This window comes from Novacetimonas sp. GS1, from assembly GCF_036686925.1.
GTDB classification, from domain to species: domain Bacteria; phylum Pseudomonadota; class Alphaproteobacteria; order Acetobacterales; family Acetobacteraceae; genus Novacetimonas; species Novacetimonas hansenii.
This window is the reverse complement of sequence record NZ_VSZP01000001.1, coordinates 1452442-1472296: the sequence shown is the minus strand read 5'-3', so window position 1 is coordinate 1472296 and position 19855 is coordinate 1452442. Positions and strand designations below refer to the sequence as shown.

The following is a 19855-nucleotide window of genomic DNA, read 5'->3' as shown; positions in this document are numbered from 1 at the left end:
CCCACCGTCCCCCATGACCAGCCCCCTCATGACAGCCAGCACAGGAGTATCATGGCAATCGCGACCCCGACCGGCAGCGCCAGCGACACAAGTCGGTCCGGTGCGTTGGGAACACGCCGCAATGGCAGCACAAGATACCGCCCACAGGCACGCCACGCCCGCAATGCACGCCGCAGCCATATGGCCGCGCCATCGGGCCATCCCGCCATGTCCTGCAACAGGCGCACGAACACCCCTGCCCCCACCTGCGTCAATGGATCGCCAAAGGGCATCCATGGCGGGACAGGCGGCGCCCCCTGTTCCCATGTCGCCACCTGCCGCGTGGCCGACACACCACGCATCCGCCACACAATGCCAACCATCCCCCCCACGACCAGCAACAGCACAAGGCCATGGACCGGAACCAGTACCGACACGCCATCGGGCGATGGCACGGCAAACAACGCAGCAGCATCCATGCCCACCAGCCCGTTCGCCTGCCGCGCCACCTGCGCCATGCCTGCATGCGCCACGACAAGCCACGCCCCCGGCAGCACCGAGACCACGCAGGCCATCACCACCCCCACCACACACCGCCCAAGGATCGGCCATGCAGGATCACACGCCCCGGCACCACGGGGCGTACGCGGCCGCCCACACAACGCAACCCCCACCAGCCGTACCAGCGCAAGCAGCCGCACCCCCCATGCCACCCCCATGACGATCATGACGCAGGCGATGGGGATTTCATGCGCAAGGCTGCCCCCGTGCGGCAACCCACCGAACAGCCGCAGCAACATCCATGCAATCGAAAACCCGATCAGCGGCGGCAGCCCCCCCACCGCCAGCAACCCGACCGACAGCAGAACCGACAGGCGGGGCATCAGCGTCGCCAGTCCCCCCAGATGCATCAGCACGAGCCGCCCGGCCTCCGCCTCCATCGCATCGACAAGACGCAACAGCGCGACCCACACAATACAGCCCGCCGCCATCAGCAGCATCAGGCACGCCACCACGCCGCCAAGCATGTCCGGCAGATCATTGGCCCGCGCCACCAGCCCCAGCCCCGTGACCATAACCGGCAGCGCCGCCGTGCCCCCGAACAGGCCAGACAACACACGGCGCATATCGCGCGCCACCAGCGCACGCAGCGACGCCGCAAGGAACAGTCCCGCCGCAAGCACCAGCAACGCATATCCCCAGCGTTCAGACAGGACAGGAATATCGGGATAGCAGGCCAGCAGACGCAGCCACAGGTGACACCCCACGACAAAACCCGCGACATCGGCCATACGCAACGCGGACAGGTGCCGACGCCCGCCACCGGGCCGCCATGACAAATGCAGCAGGGGCCATGTCGCCATCAGCACCGCAACCGGCAGCACAAGCCCGCGCGACAGTCCCGCCTGCCCTGCCGTTGCAAATGCGACCGGATCAATGACAGGGGGGATGGCAGGAGCGATGCCGCCACCGGTGGACAGCAGCATCGACAGCAACGCCATACCCAGTACACCGCCTGTTCCCCGCCCACGCCGCGCGGCCCCGTCGCGCAATGCGACAATGACGCATGCCCCGGCCATTGCCGACACGACCGGGCCGCCCGCCACGGCAAATGCGGCGGCACTACATGCCAACGCCCCCGCCAGCCCTGAATACAGGCCCACAAGCGCCACCAGCAACAACGCCGAAAGCGCCAGCGGATCGGGATGGAACAGCATAACCAGAGGCGATGCACCGCCCCCCGCCGCGATACGCGCCAGCGGTCCGGGCAGCAGGGCCACCAGCGTCGCCACCATCACGATGCCCCACCCCGCACGCAACACCGGCACGCAGGCAGGACGCGTCATGGCCCATGCCCGCGATACCAGCCCGCAGGCAAGCATGATGCCAAGAACGACAAGGAGGATGAGAGTGATAATCCGGCCTGCTCCTGCCCGGCATGGTCATTATGGCGTCCCCACCACGACGGGCATGATCGCGCGGTCAGATCATGGCAAGGGATTCCTTGCGACGCGGCGGCGGGATTGCACCATCAATCTCCGCCAGATCGGCTTTCGTCAACTCCAGTTCGGCCGCCGCCATGTTTTCACGCTGATGGACGGGCGACCCCGCCTTTGGAATCGCCAGCACGCCGGGCTGGCGCAGCACCCATGCAAGTGCGACCTGCGCAGGCGTCGCCGGGCCAAGCGAGGTTTCATGCCGTGCCGCCACCCGATGCAATACCGCCGCATCCAGCAGTTCGCCCCCCTGTCCCAGCGGGGAATAGGCCATCGTCACGATCCCCGCCGCCCGGTCATCGCCCAGCAGGTCATATTCCACCCCACGGTAATCAAGGCTGTAGAGCACCTGATTGGCGCAGCACGGGTCAGGTGTGTGGATGCGGGCAAGTTCACGCATGTCATCGACATCGAAATTGGACACGCCCCATGCCCGGATCATCCCCGCACGCTTCAGATCCTCAAACCCCGCCACCGTTTCCTCCAGCGGGATCGACCCCCGCCAGTGCAGGAGGTAGAGGTCCAGATGATCCGTGCCCAGCAGCTTCAGCGAGGCCGCACACGCCTTGCGCACCCCCGCGCGTGAAGCGTTGGAGGGAAGGACCTTGTCAACAAGGTATACATCATCGCGCCGCCCGGCGATCGCCGCACCCACAAGGCGTTCGGACCGGCCGGAACCATACATCTCCGCCGTGTCAACAACCCGCAGGCCACCATCAAGCCCCATGCGGATACTGCGTATTTCCGCATCGCGACGCGCGTTGTCATCCCCAAGGTTCCATGTCCCCATACCCAGCGCGGGGACAGTCATGCCATTGGGGAATGTAACGTTCTTCATGCTGCGCGGCCTTTCATTCATTGCCCGTGATATGCCCTGTGCCGCCTGCGGGCCATGACCGTCATGGCCCCGCGGGGGGAACCATCCCGACCCGACACCGGTTTACCGACGCGTCCATCCCTTTGCCTGCTGTTGCCAGTATGTCAGGGTATGCCCTGCCTCCCGGCAGACCTTCCACCGCTGCCGCGCCGCCGCAACGGCATTTTCATCATGGCCGTCGAACAGGTCGAACACCCGTTCAAAAAGACCCGGCTGCGTGCAGGACACACCATCAATCAGGAATGCGAAGGTCGCGCCATTGGGCACGTCCTCCCCCGCCGTCAGCCAGATTGGCTGCCAGCTTTCATGTCCCAGCGCACGGGTGCCATGCGGTAGCCATAACGGGTCGGTGGCACGCCATAGGGCGTCATCAAGCCATTTGACCCGCGCATCATCGCCACAACGCACAACCGCGCGGCGACCGGCATCCAGCGTCCGCCCGAGCAGGGCAGGCAGCGCCTGCTCCAGCGTGGAACGCGTCAGGTGATAAAAACCGACCTCCGCCATGAAGTTCCTTCCGCAATCCTGCCCATAACGGGTAGCAGCCATGCCCCAAGGTCTGTCTGCTACCATGCCGGTGATACGCGCGGGACGTCGCCCTGTTCAAGCCGGGGCAACATTTCGTCCCGGGATGTCCAGACTTTGCAAACTTTCGGGGCCTTGCGGGCTTTGTGAAACACGCCCCCGCAGGTGGCCCCCTGTTACGTCGGTACGCATCGAGGGGGAGGTGCGATCCCTCCCCCCATCATTTTTAAACACAGACGATTGATAAAAATCACAAAATTTGGTGACGCTGCCTTATCCTTCAAGACATGACAAAGGCAACGCCACCCGAAGACTGTTCAACATCCTTCATTAAAAATTTTATGATCCCAGCATGTTACCGGTCCCGTCTGTGCAAACAGCCATTCAGCCTTCGTAATGTTCGCGCACAAGCGCATCAAGCAGCCGTACGCCAAAGCCCGTCGCCCCCTTGGGCACGCAGGCCGATGCCTTGTTTGCGAACGCGGTGCCCGCGATGTCCAGATGTGCCCACGGCACCTTGTTGACGAAACATTCAAGGAATTTCGCCGCCGTGATCGACCCACCGGCGCGACCGCCGATGTTCTTGAGATCCGCGATATCCGAACGCAGCAGTTCAAGATAGGACGCGCACATCGGCATGCGCCACAGCCTGTCGCCCACGCCTTCGCCGGTCGTGGCCAACTGCTGCGCCAGCGCATCGTCGTTGGAGAACAGGCCCGCGCGTTCGGTACCAAGGCTGACGACGATCGCCCCCGTCAGGGTGGCAAGATCAACCATGAAGCGCGGCTTGAAACGGTCCTGCGCATACCACAGCACATCGGCCAGTACCAGACGGCCTTCGGCATCGGTATTGAGTACCTCGATCGTCTGGCCCGATGCGGTGCGCACCACGTCGCCCGGCCGCTGCGCATCGCCCGACAGCATGTTTTCCACCAGCCCCACGACACCCACGGCATTGACGCGCGCCTTGCGCCCGGCCAGTGCCGCAATCGTGCCAACCACGGCGGCAGCCCCACCCATGTCGGTCTTCATTTCCTCCATGCCGGCGGCGGGCTTGATGGAAATCCCACCCGAATCGAAGGTAACGCCCTTGCCGATGAACGCCACCGGGGCCTCGCCTTCCGTCCCGCCATTCCAGCGCATGATGACGGTGCGTGGCGGCACGGAACTGCCCTGCCCGACGCCAAGCAGCGCGCCAAAGCCCAGTGCGTGCATGGCCTCGCGGTCAAGCACCTCGACCTCCACCCCGAGGTCACGCAGCTTCGTGATACGGGCCTCGAACGTGTCGGGACGCAGCATGTTCGCCGGTTCATTGACCAGGTCACGACACAGCAGCACGCCACGTGCAACCGCCGACAGCCCCACCCATGCCGCCGTGGCGCCAGGGGCGTCGATGCTGAGGAACTCCAGCCCCTCCAGCTTCCATGCCTCGCCCTCGCGCCAGATGGTGCGATAGGAATCAAAGCGGTAGGCCCCAAGCACAGCCCCAAGCGCGACATGCGCGGCAAGGTCGCCCGGCAGGGTGTCAAGCACGACCGCGGCACGCGCCGTCACCTTGCCCAGCGCGGAGACGACGCTTCCGCCCGCCTGTTCCGCCACGCGCGCGTCAATTCCCTCACGCGGGCCAAGGCCGACAAGCACAACACGTTCCAGCCCCGCACCGGGGGCAAGGACGACGCACGACGCCTTGGCCGCAAAGGAAAAATCCGCAGCTCTGGCCGCGCGCGACAGCGCACCGCCCGTGGCCGCATCCACCTGTGTATACAGCGCGGAAGGCGCACCGTCCGAAGGCGCCAGAATCGCCAGCACGCCCTCGTGCGGGAGGCGGGAATCAGAAAAACCGGTATCGAGCATGAAGCAGTCGCTCCGCTTGAGAAAACAAGGAAACGCGTGACATGAAATCACGCGCGGGGTGCGCGCAGGCCCCTGATACGTCGGGAAAAGCACCACCCCCGCGTCACCATGGCGCGCATGGCGGACATGCCCCGCCGGGGCGGGTGATTACATATCGCATCGCATAAACGCATGACGGCGCGGCATGAGTAAGCTAATGCCATCAGCATGAACATACCATCCTTGCACGCCCCCGACGACCAGGCCCTGCTCGATCTTGCGGTCCGCCTTGCGACGGAGGCGGCAGCCCTTATCCGTGATATCCGCGCACGCGGGTTTGTGACGCACACCAAGACCGATGACTCCCCCGTGACCGAGGCCGACCACGCGGCGGAGGCGCATATCCTCGCGGGATTGCGCGCCGCCGCCCCATCCATCCCCGTCATTGCCGAGGAAGAGGCCGCGGCGGGGATCAAGGTGGAAACCGACCGGACCTACTGGCTTGTGGACCCGCTGGATGGGACACGGGAGTTCGCGGCAGGGCGGGAGGATTTTACCGTCAATATCGGGCTGGTGCGCGATCACCGGGCGGTGCTGGGTGCTGTGGCACTGCCGGCATATCATCAGGTCTATGCCGGGCGGGTCGGCCATGGCGCATGGCGACGCGACGCAAACGGGCAGCATGCGATCCATACCCGCACACCGCCTGTGGCGGGGCTCGACGTCCTTGCCTCGCGTCATTACGCCGATGATCCGCGCCTGAAGGCATTGCTGGCGCAACAGCCCGTGGCCAGCATCCGCAACATCGGGTCGGCGGCAAAGTTCATCCGCGTGGCCGAAGGGAGTGCCGACCTTTATCCCCGCCTCGGCCCGACGATGGAATGGGATACCGCCGCCCCGCAGGCCGTGCTGGAGGCCGCAGGCGGCAGCATCACGGAATTCGACGGCACGCCGCTTGCCTATGGCAAGGCACGGTGGCGCAACCCGCCCTTCATCTGTCGCGGCGCGCAATGACACAGCGGCTGGTGGCGGACAGGGCGGGCATTACACGCGCGGCAGACATCCTGCGCACGGGCGGGCTGGTCGCGTTCGGGACGGAAACGGTCTATGGCCTTGGGGCCGACGCCACCAATGCGGTGGCGGTTGCGCGTATCTTTGCCGCCAAGGAACGCCCAACGTTCAATCCGCTCATCAGTCATTTCCCCGATGCCGCGGCTGCCTTTGTCCATGCCATGGCCGACGGGCGGGCACACCGGCTTGCGCACCGCTTCTGGCCGGGGCCGCTGACGATGGTGCTGCCCCGCGCGGCCGGGTGCGCCATCAGCGACCTTGCCGGGGCGGGCCTGCCCTCTGTCGCGGTCAGGGTGCCCGACAGCGATACGGCGCGCGCGCTGCTTGCGGCGGCGGGGGTGCCGGTCGCGGCCCCGTCGGCCAACCCGTCAGGCGGCGTCAGCCCGTCGCGCGCGGAACATGTCCTTGACGGGCTGGAGGGGAAGATCGACGCCATACTCGATTCCGGGCCATGTGCCGTGGGGGTCGAAAGCACGATCGTGGACCTGACGGGCACGCATCCGGTCCTGCTGCGTCCTGGCGGCATCACGATCGAGGCCCTGCGTGAGGTGTGTCCCGACATCACCACACCCCATGACACCAGCGATGCCCGCCCTGTCGCGCCGGGGCGGCTGTCGTCACATTACGCCCCCACACTGCCGGTCCGCCTTGATGCACAGACCGTCGCCCCGGACGAAGCCCTGCTGGCGTTTGGCGCGGAATTGCCCGGCAGTCCGCTGACATGGAACCTGAGTCAGGGCGAAAAGCTGGAGGAAGCGGCAGCCCGCCTCTTCGCCGGGCTGCGGTTTCTTGATATGGAAGGACGCAGGCGCGGGTTGCGCGCAATCGCGGTCCAGCCTGTGCCAACGCATGGCCTTGGCGCCGCCATTGGCGACCGCCTGTCCCGTGCCGCCTGCCCACGCCCACGATAACCCGTTGTTGTTCCGCATGACCCGACCCTGGCGACACCTGACATGAGCGATAGCCTAGACCCCAAGGAACTGAAGATCCTGTCGGATATTCTGGCACTGGTGCTGGAGGACAATCCGGGCCAGTCCGAAAACGCGCTGGCGGCCATACGTACACGGGCGCGCAAGAACCAGATGACCGGCGGTGCGCTGAAGAACCTGTTTGCGGCCATCGCCCCCAACCCTCCCCCCCGCCCGGCGGCCAAGCCACGCGCCGCGCGCAGCGGTCGGACAAGTGCCGCGGCGGCGCGCGAAATCCAGGATTCACACGCCCGTATTTCCGAAATGGCCGACAGCATCCGCACGCTGGACGACGAACTGCGCAACGCACGCAAGCTGAACGAGAAATTGCGCAGCGAACTGCTCCTGACGCAGCAGGCCCGCGCGGAAACACAGACCACGCTGGCACAGATACAGGCCCGCCTTGCCACGACGAACACACGCGCCACGCCGCGACGCACCACCCTGATGCTGGCGCTGACGATCGGGACACTGGCGGGGATCGCGATGACGGAACTGTTCCACGCACTTGACAGTTCCCCCGCGCAGGCCAGCGCCCCTTACATCGCCGCGCCCTATACCACCCCATCGCGGCACGGGGGCGCGCCCCACCCCACCGCACAGCCATTGAGCCAACAGCACCAGCTTTCAGGAGGCCTGCCATCATGACCGCCGTATCCCCCACCCCCACGGACCCCGCGCGACTGCTGGAAGAGCTTGGCCGGATTCTGGGGCCGACGGGGGTGCTGACGGCGGCACGCGACATGGACCCGTTCTGCACCGACTGGCGCAACCTGTATCATGGTCGCGCCTGCGCGGTGCTGCGCCCGGCGGATACGCATGAACTGTCTGCGGTGGTGCGCCTGTGTGCAGCGCACGGCGTGCCGATGGTGCCACAGGGCGGCAATACCAGCATGGTCGGTGGCGCGACCCCCGATGACAGCGGGCGTGAAATCGTCATCTGCATGTCGCGCATGAACCGCATCCGTGGCATCGACCCCCATGAAATGACCATGGAGGTCGAGGCAGGCGTCCCCCTGAAGGTCGCGCAGGACGCCGCGCGGGAGGCGGGGATGATGCTGCCGCTGTCGATCTCGTCCGAAGGATCGGCGCAGATGGGCGGCATCCTTGCGACGAATGCAGGCGGCAACAATACCGTGCGTTATGGCAATGCGCGCGAACTGCTGCTGGGGCTGGAGGCGGTCCTGCCCGATGGGGAGGTATTCCACGGCCTGCGCCGCCTGCGCAAGGATAATACGGGATACGCCCTGCGACAGCTTTTCGTCGGCTCCGAAGGGACGCTCGGCTTCATCACACGCGCGATCATCCAGCTCCAGCCCGCGCCAAAGGAGGTGGAAGTCGCCCTGTGCGCAGTAGAGGACGCACAGGGTGCGCTTGCGCTGTTCAGTGCGTTCCGCGCGCTCGACCCCGCGCTGATCCAGGCATTCGAATATATGTCGGGCACGGGCATGGCGCTGGTGAACGAACTGATCGCGGGCGCCAGCCTGCCGTTGGAACAGCCCGCGCCGGCCTATGTCCTTGTCGAACTTGCCACCCCGCGTCCCGGCACGGACCTGCGTGCGTTCATGGAAGGTGTGCTGGCGGATGCGATGGAAAAGGGCATCGTGACCGACGCCGTCATGGCCGAGAGCGAGACACAGCGCGCCAACCTGTGGAAACTGCGCGAAGAACATGCCGAGGCGCAGAAACGCGCAGGCGCCAGCGTCAAGAACGACGTGTCCGTGCCCGTGGCGCGCGTGCCCGAACTGATCGTGCGCGCGACACAGGCGTGCATGGACCTGATCCCTGGTATCCGTCCTGCCCCGTTCGGCCATCTGGGCGATGGCAACATCCATTTCAACGTGGTGCAGCCCGTGGACATGCCCGCCGATGCCTTTCTGGCGCGCAGCCATGACATCATGGACGCAGTGGCCGACATCGTGCGCGACCTTGACGGGTCGTTTTCCGCCGAACATGGCGTGGGACAGCTCAAGCCCTATATGATGGCGGAATGGCGTGGTGGCGCGGAACTGGCGACCATGCGCCGCATCAAGGAGGCGCTGGACCCGCACGGCCTGATGAATCCCGGCAAAATCTTTCCCCCTGCCGCACCGCGATGACCCCGCGCGATGCCCGATGGATACAGACTGTTTCAGGACCGGGCGGTAACATATCTTTTTATGCAACGCGATGAGGGTTAGACAGGAGCATGCCTGTCGCCCGCCCCGTCCCCCGATGCTTCTCCACGCGCCTGTCGATTCTGGACCGCTATGTCCTGCGGCAACTGCTGCTGGCGCTTGTCGCGACGACCGGGGCGCTTGCCCTGCTCATCTGGTTGACGCAGTCGTTGCATTTTGTGTCGCTGGTGGTCGGGCGGGGGCTGTCGCTGCGGGTGTTCGTGCAGTTGACAAGCCTGCTGATCCCGTCTTTCGTCGCGGTCATCCTGCCGATCACGACCTTTGTGGTGGTGCAGTTCATCTATCAACGGCTGGGATCGGACCGGGAACTGACGGTGATGCAGGCGGCGGGGCTGTCACCGTTCATGATGGCGCGCCCGGCGCTGTTATGCGCGCTGGTGTCCGTGCTGGCCTGTTATGCGCTCAATCTGTGGGTGGTGCCGACGGCGTACCATGGCTTTCGCCAGTATGAATACCAGATCCGCAACAAGATGGCGGCCTTCCTGATACAGGATGGGGTGTTCACGCAGGTTTCGGATAATATGACCGTCTATATCCGCGCACGCGATCCCAGCGGGATGCTGCATGGCATCATGGTGGAAGATGACCGCCAGCCCGATGCCCAGGCCACCATCCTGGCGGAGGAAGGCAGCTTCGTCATCACCAATGACCAGCCCCGCGTCGTCCTGTTCAATGGCTCGCGCCAGGAAATCGACCGCAAGACGGGGCGACTGAACATGCTGAGTTTCGAGCGTAACACCATCGACCTGTCGGCACCACACGGCACCCAGACCCGGCAGCCCGATGCAAACGAACTGCCGATCACGGCATTGCTGCATCCCAACCTGCGGCAGTTTTCGCCGCGCGATGAAAAAAAGATGATCATCGAGGCGTGGCGCCGCCTGACCTCGCCATTATGTGCATTCTCCTTTGCCATGATTGGCCTGCTCAGCGCACTGGGCGGCGGGTTTTCGCGCCATGGCAATATCGTGCGCCCCGTGGCGGCAACCCTTGCGGTGGTGGCGGTGCAGGCGCTGACGCTGCTGGTGCAGAACCTCGCCAGCCGTAACCTGGCGCTTATGCCATTGATGTGGGTATCCGCCGTCCTGCCGGGGATGGTGTGCATGGCCATGCTGTTCTGGCCTGAATTCCGCATCCGCCGCGCCGATACAGGGACGATCCCGCCGCGATGACCTTCGCCCTGACCCTTTCGCTGTATATCGCGCGCCAGTTCACCTATGCCGTGCTGGCGGTAATCGCGTTCCTGACGGGACTGATTACGCTGTTCGATTTCATCGACCTTCTGCGCCGCGTCTCCAGCAGGCCCAACGTGCCCGCCTCCCTTGTCAGCGAGATCGCGGTCCTGCACATCCCCTTCGCCATGCTGGAAATCCTGCCCTTTGGCGTGTTGCTGGGCGGGATCATCTGTTTCTGGCGGCTGGCGCGGTCATCCGAACTGGTGGTGGCGCGCGCGGCGGGCATTTCCGCGTGGCAGTTCCTTGCCGGTCCGGTCGGCTGCGCGCTGCTGATCGGGGCACTGTCCACCACGGTCATCAGCCCCCTGTCTTCCGCCATGTACCGCCGCGCGGAAATACTGGACCAGCAGTACCTGCGTGAAAGCACGGTCAAGACCATCAACATGAGCGGGGGCGCCCTGTGGATGCGCCAGTCCGACAGTGGGCTGGTGGATCATGGTGTCGCCATCATCCATGCCCGCCGCGTCAGGCTGCGGGATAATGTGATGCGCATTTCCGGCATCAGCATCTTCCGCCTTGACGGGCAGGACCACATGCTGGCGCGGATCGAGGCGGGGCATGGCTATCTCGGTAACGGCCGCTGGGTGCTCGAAGGTGCGCGGCTGCTGCATCCTGATGAAAACCCGGTGGACATGGGACATATGACCCTGCGCGCGGACCTGACACTTGCGGGGGTGCAGGACAGCCTGGCGTCGCCCAATACGTTGTCGGTCTGGGCGCTGCCGGGATTCATCAAGCTGCTTAACCGTTCGGGCTTTTCCTCCATCCGCCATCGCCTGCGTTTCCAGAGCCTGCTGACGCTGCCGGTACTGTGCGGGACAATGGCGCTGGTGGCGGCAGGATTTTCCATGCGCCCGGCCCGGCGTGGCGGCGTGGTGCGGATGATCAGCCTGGGCGTGGGGGCGGGTTTCGCGCTGTTTGCCATTTCCAAGATCGCCGCACAGTTCGGGGAATCCGGTGCCCTGCCCCCGGTGCTTGCGGCGTGGGCCCCCACAGGGGCCGGGCTTTGTCTTGCAGTTTCTCTGCTTCTTCATCTAGAGGACGGTTAATGGTCCGTCCTGCCCCTCCCCCGCGCCACCGCGATACCGCGCGCATGCGCCCTGCCACGCCACGACGGCCATCGCGCATGTCGTTGCTCTCGGCAACGATATTGGGGGGCATGGTCCTGGGGGGCATGCTGCTCGGCGGCATCGGGCCGGCATGCGCTGACAGTGCGCCGGACACGACGCCCGATGCGTCGCGCGCCGTGCAGACCACGGTGTCCAAGGGGGCCGCATCCATGCGGGGGCGGCATGTCCATTCACAGGCGGCGGCATCACAGCCTGACGCGGCGAACCCCGCCCCCGCAAAGCCACACGGCGCCGCATCGTCAAGCACCGTCTCCACCGGCGACCCCGTGACATTCCAGGCCGACCATGTTGCCTATGACAGCAAGAACGGCCTCGCGATCTGGAGCGGAAACGTCCAGATCTGGCAGAATGACCAGGTCATGCGCGCGGACAAGGTGGTGTACGACCGCAATACCGGCGTGGCCTCCGCCTCGGGCAATGTCGCCCTTGTCGAACCAGACGGCACGGTGATGTTCACCAGCTATGCCGAGCTGAGCAACGGCATGCGCGACGGCATCATGAGCAAGATGTACGCACAGATGGACGACAACGCCCGCATGGCGGCGAATGGCGTGCGCCGCACGGGGGGCAAGGTCAATGACCTGACACGCGTTGTCTATACCGCGTGCGAGATCTGCGACCGCCACCCCGAACGCGCGCCCTTCTGGCAGATCCGCGCCTATGACGCATCGCACGACCTGCAGCACAAGCGCATCGAATTCCGCGACGCCTTCGTCGATTTCTTTGGCGTGCCGATCTTCTACCTGCCTGCCTTTTCCATGACCGACCCGTCCGTGCGACGCCAGAGCGGCTTCCTCACCCCGGGTTTCACGCCGCATAACCGTTATCTTGGCACGTATGTGACCATCCCGTATTACTGGGTGATTGACGGGCAATCCGACCTCGTGGCCGAAGGGCTGTTCTCCACCCGGACGGGACCGCAGCTCAGCGCGCAATATCGCCACCGATTCAATTTCGGCAGCATGAACCTGCGTGCGGGCATCGCATACGATACCCATCATGACATCAATTATATCAATACTTTCGGCAATGAGGTTGACAGTAAGGACAACCACGGCGTCCAGGGGTATTTCTTTGGCTCCGGCCGGTTCTCCCTCAACAAGACATGGCGCCTTGGCGCGCATATCAATGTCGCAAGCTCCGCCAACTACATGCGTGACTACCGCGTGTCGGGATACGGGCAGGACACGCTGAATTCGAACATCTATCTCGAAGGGTTCGGCACGGGGTCATATTCACGCATCGACGCGCAGGCCTATCAGGGGCTGAATCAGGGCATCATCCACAACCATGACCTGCCATGGGTGCTGCCGCGCTATACCTACAGCTATTTCGGGCAGCCCGATGCGCTTGGCGGGCGGTTCAGCCTCGATACGACCGATTTCTATGTCTATCGTGAAAACGGGACATCGGACCAGCGCGGGCAGCTTACGCTGAACTGGGACAGGCCGTTCCGCAATTCACTGGGGCAGATATGGGACCTGACACTGCATGTCGAATCGGCCATCCACCGCGCGACACAGCTTAACGAGCAGCCAAATTACGCCAAGACCACCCGCAGCCAGGTCGCAGGCCAGGTCCTGCCCACCGTGGCGCTGAAACTCAACTGGCCCTTCCTGCGCAGCTTCAACCGTGGCCGCGGGTCGCAGATCCTTGAACCGATTGCGCAGATCATTGCCGCCCCCAACACGGGCAACAGTTCCTCGCGCTTCATCCCCAACGAAGACAGCCTGTCCTATGAATTCACCGACCAGACGCTGTTTGCGCTGAACCGTTATGCCGGGACGGACCGGCTGGATGGCGGGCTGCGCGCCAATGTCGGGCTGCATTCGAACTGGACATGGGATGGCCACCAGGTTGACGTGCTGGTGGGTGAAAGCTTCCAGGAGCATGTCGAACATGACCGCATCCCCTATTCCGGGTTGAGCCATCACCTGTCCGATGTGGTGATGGGCGCACGCGTCGTCCCCAACCACTTCTTTGACTTTGATGGGAAAATGCGCCTTGACCCCTATGCCGGCCGGGTCGATTTCGCCGATGCGCTGGGAAGTGCGGGGTTCAAGTATTTCCGCGTTAATGGCGGCTATATCTATGAACCGGTGACGCCTTATTATTATTACGCAAATAATCCCTATACCTCGACGCCGCCGTCGATCTACTATAAGCCGATAAGCGAGCTGACATTCGGTGCTTCGACAACGTGGGACAACTGGCACCTTGCGGGGTATATCCGCCGCAGCCTGGCACGCCAGCAGAGCGTGTCCGTCGGTGGCGATGCGGGATACCAGAATGACTGTTTCGGCATTGATGTGATGTACCTCAAGCAATACACCACAATTGGTGGTCAGCAGAGCAATTCGACCGTAATGTTCTCCCTGACGTTCAAGACCATCGGTTCGTTTGGCATGAATGGCTGATGATGCGTGAAAGATTGATCTGAATGCGTTGGTTTTCCGCCACCCCCGGCAGTGCTCCTTCCCGTCGTCCGGCCCGGCAGACACGCAGGCTTGCACGCCTTGCCGGTGCGGGCCTGATGTCGGCGGCGATGGCCGCTACCGCCAGCGACCACGCCCATGCGGCCCGCCACAAGGCCACGGCCGAGGCGGCGGATACAGGACCACAGACCGAGGATTCGATCGTTGCCATCGTCAACGGTTCGGTCCTGACGAAACGCGACGTGGATACACGCGGGCGGCTGTTCGCGCTGTCATCGGGACTTGATGTCAGCAAGGACGTCATGGTCCGCCTGCGCCCGCAGATCGTGCGTCAGCTGATTGACGAACGCCTGCGCATGGAGGCGATGCTGGAACGACACATCAATGTGCCCGTGGCCCAGATTGCCGCCGCCATTTCCGGGATCGAGCAGCGTAACGGCATGCCCGAAAACTCCCTGCGCAACCGCCTTGCACAGGACAGCATTTCGCTGACGACCCTGATAGACCAGATCCGCGTGCAGGTGGGATGGTCGCAGGTACTGCGCATGGAAACGGGATCACGCGGGCGCATCACCGCGACCGAAATCCAGCAGCGCACCGACGCGCTGAAGCGCGAGGACGGCAAGCCGCAATACATGATCAGCGAGATCTTCGTCCCGGTCGAAGACCCCCACCATCCCGAAACCGAACTGAAATTCACCGAAACCATCATTCAGGAACTGCGTGAGGGCGCGCCGTTCCCGATCGTGGCCGCCCAGTTTTCACAAAGCCAGAGCGCCCTTGAAGGTGGCCTTCTGGGCTGGACGCAAGAAGACAGCCTTGACCCAGAAGTGGTGGAAGTCGCGCGCAAGATGCCCGATGGCGCGATTTCCAACCCCATCCGCGTCGCCGGTGGATATGTGATCGCGACCGTCAACAACCGCCGTACGGTCGGTCATGAAATGGCGACCATCCTGAACATCCATCAGGCGTTCCTGCCTTTCGACCAGCCACTTAATCCGCAGGACCCGAGCGACCAGCAGAAGCAGACCCTACAGCAGGCCAGTGACCTTGCCGGGAAGGTCAAATCCTGTGACGAGATGGAAACCCTTAACAAGAAATTCGGTGAAAAACACCCGACCGACCCCGGTGAACTGCGTGTGGATCGCCTGAACCCGCAGATGCGCGAAGTGCTGGAGCATCTGCAACCCGGACAGGCAAGCCATCCGCTGGTGTCGATGGACGGGATCGCACTGATCATGGTTTGCAAGCGTGAGGAGCGTAACGTCGCCCTGCAGACACCAAGCGAGATTGCCGACCAGTTGCTCAATGAACGTGTGGAACAGACCTCCCGGCAGCTTGACCGTGACCTGCATCGTCGCGCGGTCATCGACATGCGGTCCAAATCCTGATCGCCGTCGCAATGCCATCTTCCGTTTCCGGCCTGTCCACCCCGCATGAAAGCCTGCGCGACGTCATCGCACGCCACGGTCTGGATGCACGCAAGTCGTTGGGACAGCACTTCCTGCTGGACCCCGGCATTACCGCACGCATCGCCAGCATGGCAGGCAGGCTGGATGATGTGAACGTGGTGGAGGTCGGGCCGGGCCCTGGCGGCCTGACGCGCGCGCTACTTGATACACCAGCCACGAGTGTGAGCGTGGTCGAGGTCGATGCCCGCGCCATCGTCATCATGAACGAACTGGCTGCATCACATCCGGGTCGCCTGCATGTGGTGGAAGACGACGCCATGCGCCGCGACCTTGCCACCCTGTGCCCTGCCCCCCGCCAGATCGTGGCCAACCTGCCCTATAACGTTGGCACACCGCTGCTGGTTGGCTGGCTGCGGCAGGCGACGGAATGGGCACGCCTGACGCTGATGTTCCAGCTTGAGGTGGCAGAGCGTATCTGTGCCCCCCCGGATTCCGATCATTACGGGCGGCTGGCGGTGCTGTCACAATGGGTTGCACGGTGTGGCATTGTCATGACCATTCCGCCAGGGGCATTTTCCCCACCGCCCAAGGTGCAGTCCGCCGTGGTGAACCTGATCCCGCATACCAAGCAGCCCGCGCCCGCGCTGTTCCGCGCCATGGAACAGGTCACGGCCGCAGCCTTTGGGCAACGGCGCAAGATGCTGCGTGGCGCGCTGCGGGGTATCGGGGGGGAAGCCTTGCTGGAGGCTGCGGGCATTGCGGGCAACCGGCGTGCGGAAACGCTGGACATTGCCGACTTCGACCGACTGGCCCATGCCCATCTGGAGCGCCTGTCCCCGGCCTCCTGACAGATCGCCGCTAAGAAATGAAATTTTGAGGCGCTCTCTTTTCAGAGACTGTTTGAAAACAGGCCGTTGATAAAAAACAAGAAAAGTTTTTGGGTGCTGCCTTTTTTCAAAAAGGCAGCGTCTTTCGAAGCTTTTTGGAAAAAGCTTCACCAAAAACCTTTATGATTTCAGTATGTTATCGAGGCTGACTTTTCAAAGATTTAAACACATCCTCACCAAAAAATTTGAATGATGGACGCTTCAGGAAGAAGCCCGACACCATGATTTCCAAAGGGTAATGCATGCCCTTTGGCATCCTTGGGCGGCAGGCCAAGCCCCCTGAGAAGTCCCAGAAAAGACAGAAGGCCCGGTGGGACATTCCCACCGGGCCTTCATGCCTCTGAACATCCGGTCCATCACAAGGATGGACCGGCCTGCGCGCCAGATCAGGCGGCGGGATGTTCTTCCGTCGCGGCTGCAACGGCTTCTTCGGGGGCGGTTTCGGCTTCGACCGCTTCCTCGACAAAGCCGGAGGCATCATCATCGCGTTCGGCGCCGATGTCCTCACCACGTGCCTGACGTTCGGCTTCTTCTTCCGAACGGGCAACGTTCACGCTGACCTGCATCGACACTTCGGGATGCAGGGCGACGCGGACTTCATACACACCAAGCTGCTTGATCGGCTCCGGCAGGATAACCTGCGAGCGCGAAATCGTCAGGCCAGCCTTCGTCGTCGCTTCGGCGATGTCACGGGTGGTGACGGAGCCATACAGGCTTCCGCTGTCGCCTGCCTGACGGATCAGGATGACGGACAGGCCGTGCATACGCTCGGACAGGCGCTCGGCCTCCTCACGACGCTTGAGGTTCTGCGCCTCAAGCTGCACGCGCTCACGCTCGAAACGCTCGCGGTTATGTGCGTTGGCGCGGATCGCCTTGCCCTGCGGCAGGAGGAAGTTACGGGCATAACCCGGCTTCACCGTGACGATCTCGCCCATCTGGCCCAGCTTTTCAACGCGCTGGAGCAGGATGAGTTCTACTGCGGACATGGTTCTGCCTCCCTCAGCTTACGATATAGGGCAGCAGGGCCAGGAAACGGGCGCGCTTGATGGCCTGGGCCAGTTCGCGCTGCTTCTTGGCGGACACTGCCGTGATGCGGCTGGGGACGATCTTGCCACGCTCGGACAGGAAGCGGCTCAGCAGGCGCACGTCCTTGTAATCGATCTGCGGCGCGTTGGGGCCGGAGAACGGGCAGGACTTGCGACGACGGTAAAACGGACGACGCGCACCCACGGCCACGCGACGGGCGGCGGGATTGATCTCGGTTGTATCGGACATCAGCTCTTACTCCGCTTCGCTGCTGGCGGGGACGCCGGCATTGTTGCGCTGCTGTTCTTCACGCTCGTTGCGTGCGCGGAACTCTTCGCGATCGTCATAGCTGCGGCGGGGGGCACCGTTACCACCGCGACCGCTTTCGAAACGACCGGCAGGCTTCGGACCACGGAACCCGCGCTCACGCTCGTCACCCTTACGCGACAGGATCACGGACGGGGCCTCGTCGATTTCGTCAACACGCAGCATCAGCACGCGCAGGACGTCTTCGTTCAGGCTGAGCTGACGCTCGATTTCCTTGATGGCGGCAGGCGTCGCATCGAGGCCGAGGAGCATGTAGTGCCCCTTGCGGTTCTTCTTGATGCGGTATGCCAGGGTACGCAGGCCCCAGTATTCACGCTTCTTGATCGAACCGGATTCAGCTTCCAGCACGGTTGCGATACCATCGGCGATGGTTTCAACCTGCTGCTGCGACACGTCATTACGTGCAATCAGCACGGTTTCATACAATGGCATGGGAACTCCCTTCGGATCTGTTCAACCCCTTTCGCAACGGACACGGTCCGTCACGCCATCATGCTGACGCATGACGCGGGTATAGCCGGGGACGATGCCACGCACCCGGCAGGGAAGGTGCGCCTTGAAGCACGATCATCACCCACAGACAAGGAAAAAAGCGCGGTTCCCCCGATATTCCCGCAACGACACCGCAAATGCCGCGCGTGCGTATGCACTACTTTGAAACAGTTTTTGAGAATTCTTCGCCTCTGCAGGTTCGTGTTTTCAACTATCCATGCAGAATACCCCGCCATGATGCTCCGCGCATCCTTCGTGCAGCCCACCACCCCAAAAGGAAGTCATCTTGCGAATACTGCATTGCATAATGACCCATGAATTCTCTGGCACCGAACGTTACGTGACCGAACTGGCGGCGATGCAGGCCCGTCATCACGATGTCTGCATACATGTCGCCCGCCGGACCGACGATCCCCTGACCGGCAGCGACATCGCCCCCCATATCGCAGCCCCGGTGCGCATGATCCGCGCGGGATATGGCGGGTATTGTGTCTCCTACCTCAAGACGCTGGGCAGTTTTCGGCCCGATGTCGTGCATACCCACCTTGGCAAGAGCACCTTCCGCCTTGGGCTGCTGCCGCGCCCACGCCGTGTCCCACTTGTCGCCACCCTGCACAGCCGCTTTCGCAAACGCGCCTATAACCGCTGTGACGCGCTGATCTGCATCGCACGATGGCAGGAAGCCGAAATCCCACCCAGTTTCCGCGGCGCGCGGACCGTCATCGGCAACTGGACACATGCACGCCCCCGCCCGACCCCGGCGGAGCGCCAGCGCATGCGCGCGCAATTTGGCATAGGGGACTCAACGTTCCTGATCGGCGCGGGCGGCAGGATGATCCCGAAGAAGGGGTTTGACATCCTGCTTCGCGCGTTTCAGCAGGCGGCACTGCCCGATGCGCGTCTGATCCTGTTTGGCGACGGGCCAGAGCGCGCACGGCTGGAAGCCATGGGGGGCGGGCATGTCATCTTCCCCGGCTTCCGCACCGATTTCCCGTCCGACCTTTACATGCTCGACGGTTTCGTCATGCCCTCCCTGCACGAAGCTTTCGGGCTTGCCCTGCTGGAGGCGATGTCGGCAGACCTGCCTGTCATCGCAACCGCGGCAGGCGGGGTGCTGGATATCCTTGACCCCTCCTCCCCATCACTTGTCCCACCCGGCGATGTCGCCGCCATGACGCAGGCCCTGCGCCATATGCATACACAGCAGGGGCCAGGACACTGGGACATGCAACGTTTCAACCCAGAACATCAGGCACGGCTGATCGAGGCGTTTTATAACCGCCTCCGGGCCGGAGCCTATGCCTGAGGCCGGGCATGATCCCCTACTGGCAAAAGGTCAGGTTGCGGCCGGGACCACCGGTTCGATCTCGGTAAAGCTGGGGGTGCCCCACGGAAACGTTTCCCGATCATAGCGATAGCCGCTCAGGCTGGCGGCGAAGTCGAGGGGCAGCCAGTACATGTAATGGGCCGTCACCCCATCGTGG

19 protein-coding genes are annotated in these 19855 nt (G+C 63.5%); 11 read left to right on the top strand and 8 right to left on the bottom strand.

Annotated elements, in window-relative coordinates; all coding sequences use genetic code 11:
* Positions 1–26 precede the first annotated feature (26 nt).
* The 4 genes from FYB92_RS06735 to FYB92_RS06720 form a co-directional block, all read right to left on the bottom strand.
* Positions 27–1826 carry a proton-conducting transporter membrane subunit gene (locus tag FYB92_RS06735; RefSeq protein WP_332828382.1) on the bottom strand — a complete coding sequence of 600 codons (1800 nt, stop codon included), beginning with the start codon at positions 1824–1826 and terminating at the stop codon, positions 27–29.
* Positions 1827–1962: 136 nt separating this feature from the next.
* Positions 1963–2814 (bottom strand): aldo/keto reductase, encoded by an 852-nt coding sequence (locus FYB92_RS06730; RefSeq protein WP_332828381.1) that lies wholly within the window; start codon positions 2812–2814, stop codon positions 1963–1965.
* Positions 2815–2916: 102 nt separating this feature from the next.
* Positions 2917–3360: a DNA polymerase III subunit chi gene (locus tag FYB92_RS06725; RefSeq protein ID WP_003620965.1), complete on the bottom strand. Its 444-nt coding sequence runs from the start codon at positions 3358–3360 to the stop codon at positions 2917–2919.
* 402 nt (positions 3361–3762) lie between these two features.
* Complete coding sequence (locus tag FYB92_RS06720) at positions 3763–5232, bottom strand: leucyl aminopeptidase (RefSeq protein ID WP_075625031.1); 1470 nt, start codon at positions 5230–5232, stop codon at positions 3763–3765.
* A gap of 41 nt (positions 5233–5273) precedes the next feature.
* Here FYB92_RS06720 and FYB92_RS06715 point away from each other — a divergent pair, with 41 nt between their 5' ends.
* The 10 genes from FYB92_RS06715 to rsmA all read left to right on the top strand — a co-directional run bounded on the left by FYB92_RS06715 (position 5274) and on the right by rsmA (position 16487).
* Positions 5274–5399: a hypothetical protein gene (locus FYB92_RS06715; RefSeq protein WP_003620969.1), complete on the top strand. Its 126-nt coding sequence runs from the start codon at positions 5274–5276 to the stop codon at positions 5397–5399.
* A gap of 40 nt (positions 5400–5439) precedes the next feature.
* Positions 5440–6225: a 3'(2'),5'-bisphosphate nucleotidase CysQ gene (gene cysQ / locus FYB92_RS06710; protein ID WP_281649469.1), complete on the top strand. Its 786-nt coding sequence runs from the start codon at positions 5440–5442 to the stop codon at positions 6223–6225.
* Positions 6222–7193 (top strand): L-threonylcarbamoyladenylate synthase, encoded by a 972-nt coding sequence (locus FYB92_RS06705; RefSeq protein ID WP_040512473.1) that lies wholly within the window; start codon positions 6222–6224, stop codon positions 7191–7193. The genes cysQ and FYB92_RS06705 overlap by 4 nt, the downstream gene beginning before the upstream one ends.
* A gap of 42 nt (positions 7194–7235) precedes the next feature.
* On the top strand, positions 7236–7898 hold the full coding sequence (locus FYB92_RS06700; protein ID WP_064305438.1) for a hypothetical protein: 663 nt from the start codon (positions 7236–7238) through the stop codon (positions 7896–7898).
* On the top strand, positions 7895–9349 hold the full coding sequence (locus FYB92_RS06695; RefSeq protein WP_332828380.1) for an FAD-binding oxidoreductase: 1455 nt from the start codon (positions 7895–7897) through the stop codon (positions 9347–9349). The genes FYB92_RS06700 and FYB92_RS06695 overlap by 4 nt, the downstream gene beginning before the upstream one ends.
* A gap of 89 nt (positions 9350–9438) precedes the next feature.
* On the top strand, positions 9439–10599 hold the full coding sequence (gene lptF / locus FYB92_RS06690) for an LPS export ABC transporter permease LptF (RefSeq protein ID WP_062809123.1): 1161 nt from the start codon (positions 9439–9441) through the stop codon (positions 10597–10599).
* Positions 10596–11711, top strand: coding sequence for an LPS export ABC transporter permease LptG (gene lptG / locus FYB92_RS06685; RefSeq protein ID WP_003620979.1), 1116 nt, complete (start codon positions 10596–10598; stop codon positions 11709–11711). Before lptF ends, lptG begins: the two co-directional genes overlap by 4 nt.
* The gene (locus FYB92_RS06680; RefSeq protein WP_408887806.1) at positions 11711–14209 is read left to right on the top strand and encodes an LPS-assembly protein LptD; all 2499 of its coding nucleotides are present in this window, start codon (positions 11711–11713) and stop codon (positions 14207–14209) included. Before lptG ends, FYB92_RS06680 begins: the two co-directional genes overlap by 1 nt.
* A 23-nt stretch (positions 14210–14232) precedes the next feature.
* Positions 14233–15618, top strand: a complete 1386-nt coding sequence (locus FYB92_RS06675) for a peptidylprolyl isomerase (protein ID WP_247067272.1) — start codon at positions 14233–14235, stop codon at positions 15616–15618.
* 11 nt (positions 15619–15629) lie between these two features.
* Complete coding sequence (gene rsmA, locus FYB92_RS06670; RefSeq protein WP_003620985.1) at positions 15630–16487, top strand: 16S rRNA (adenine(1518)-N(6)/adenine(1519)-N(6))-dimethyltransferase RsmA; 858 nt, start codon at positions 15630–15632, stop codon at positions 16485–16487.
* A 425-nt stretch (positions 16488–16912) separates the two neighbouring features.
* Here rsmA and rplI read toward each other — a convergent pair whose 3' ends face one another.
* The 3 genes from rplI to rpsF are packed head-to-tail and all read right to left on the bottom strand — an operon-like array spanning position 16913 to position 18311.
* Entirely contained in the window at positions 16913–17512 is a 600-nt protein-coding gene (gene rplI / locus FYB92_RS06665) for a 50S ribosomal protein L9 (RefSeq protein ID WP_003620987.1), read from the bottom strand.
* A gap of 13 nt (positions 17513–17525) precedes the next feature.
* Entirely contained in the window at positions 17526–17801 is a 276-nt protein-coding gene (rpsR, locus tag FYB92_RS06660; protein WP_003620989.1) for a 30S ribosomal protein S18, read from the bottom strand.
* Positions 17802–17807: 6 nt separating this feature from the next.
* A complete protein-coding gene (gene rpsF / locus FYB92_RS06655; RefSeq protein ID WP_003620990.1) occupies positions 17808–18311 on the bottom strand; it encodes a 30S ribosomal protein S6 in 504 nt (167 codons plus the stop codon).
* Between the two features lie 367 nt (positions 18312–18678).
* On the opposite strand from rpsF, the gene FYB92_RS06650 reads away from it, so the two are divergent.
* Positions 18679–19677, top strand: a complete 999-nt coding sequence (locus FYB92_RS06650; RefSeq protein WP_247067270.1) for a glycosyltransferase family 4 protein — start codon at positions 18679–18681, stop codon at positions 19675–19677.
* A gap of 30 nt (positions 19678–19707) precedes the next feature.
* Here the strand turns inward: FYB92_RS06650 and FYB92_RS06645 are convergent, their stop codons facing one another.
* Positions 19708–19845, bottom strand: a complete 138-nt coding sequence (locus FYB92_RS06645) for a hypothetical protein (protein WP_332828379.1) — start codon at positions 19843–19845, stop codon at positions 19708–19710.
* Positions 19846–19855 lie beyond the last annotated feature (10 nt).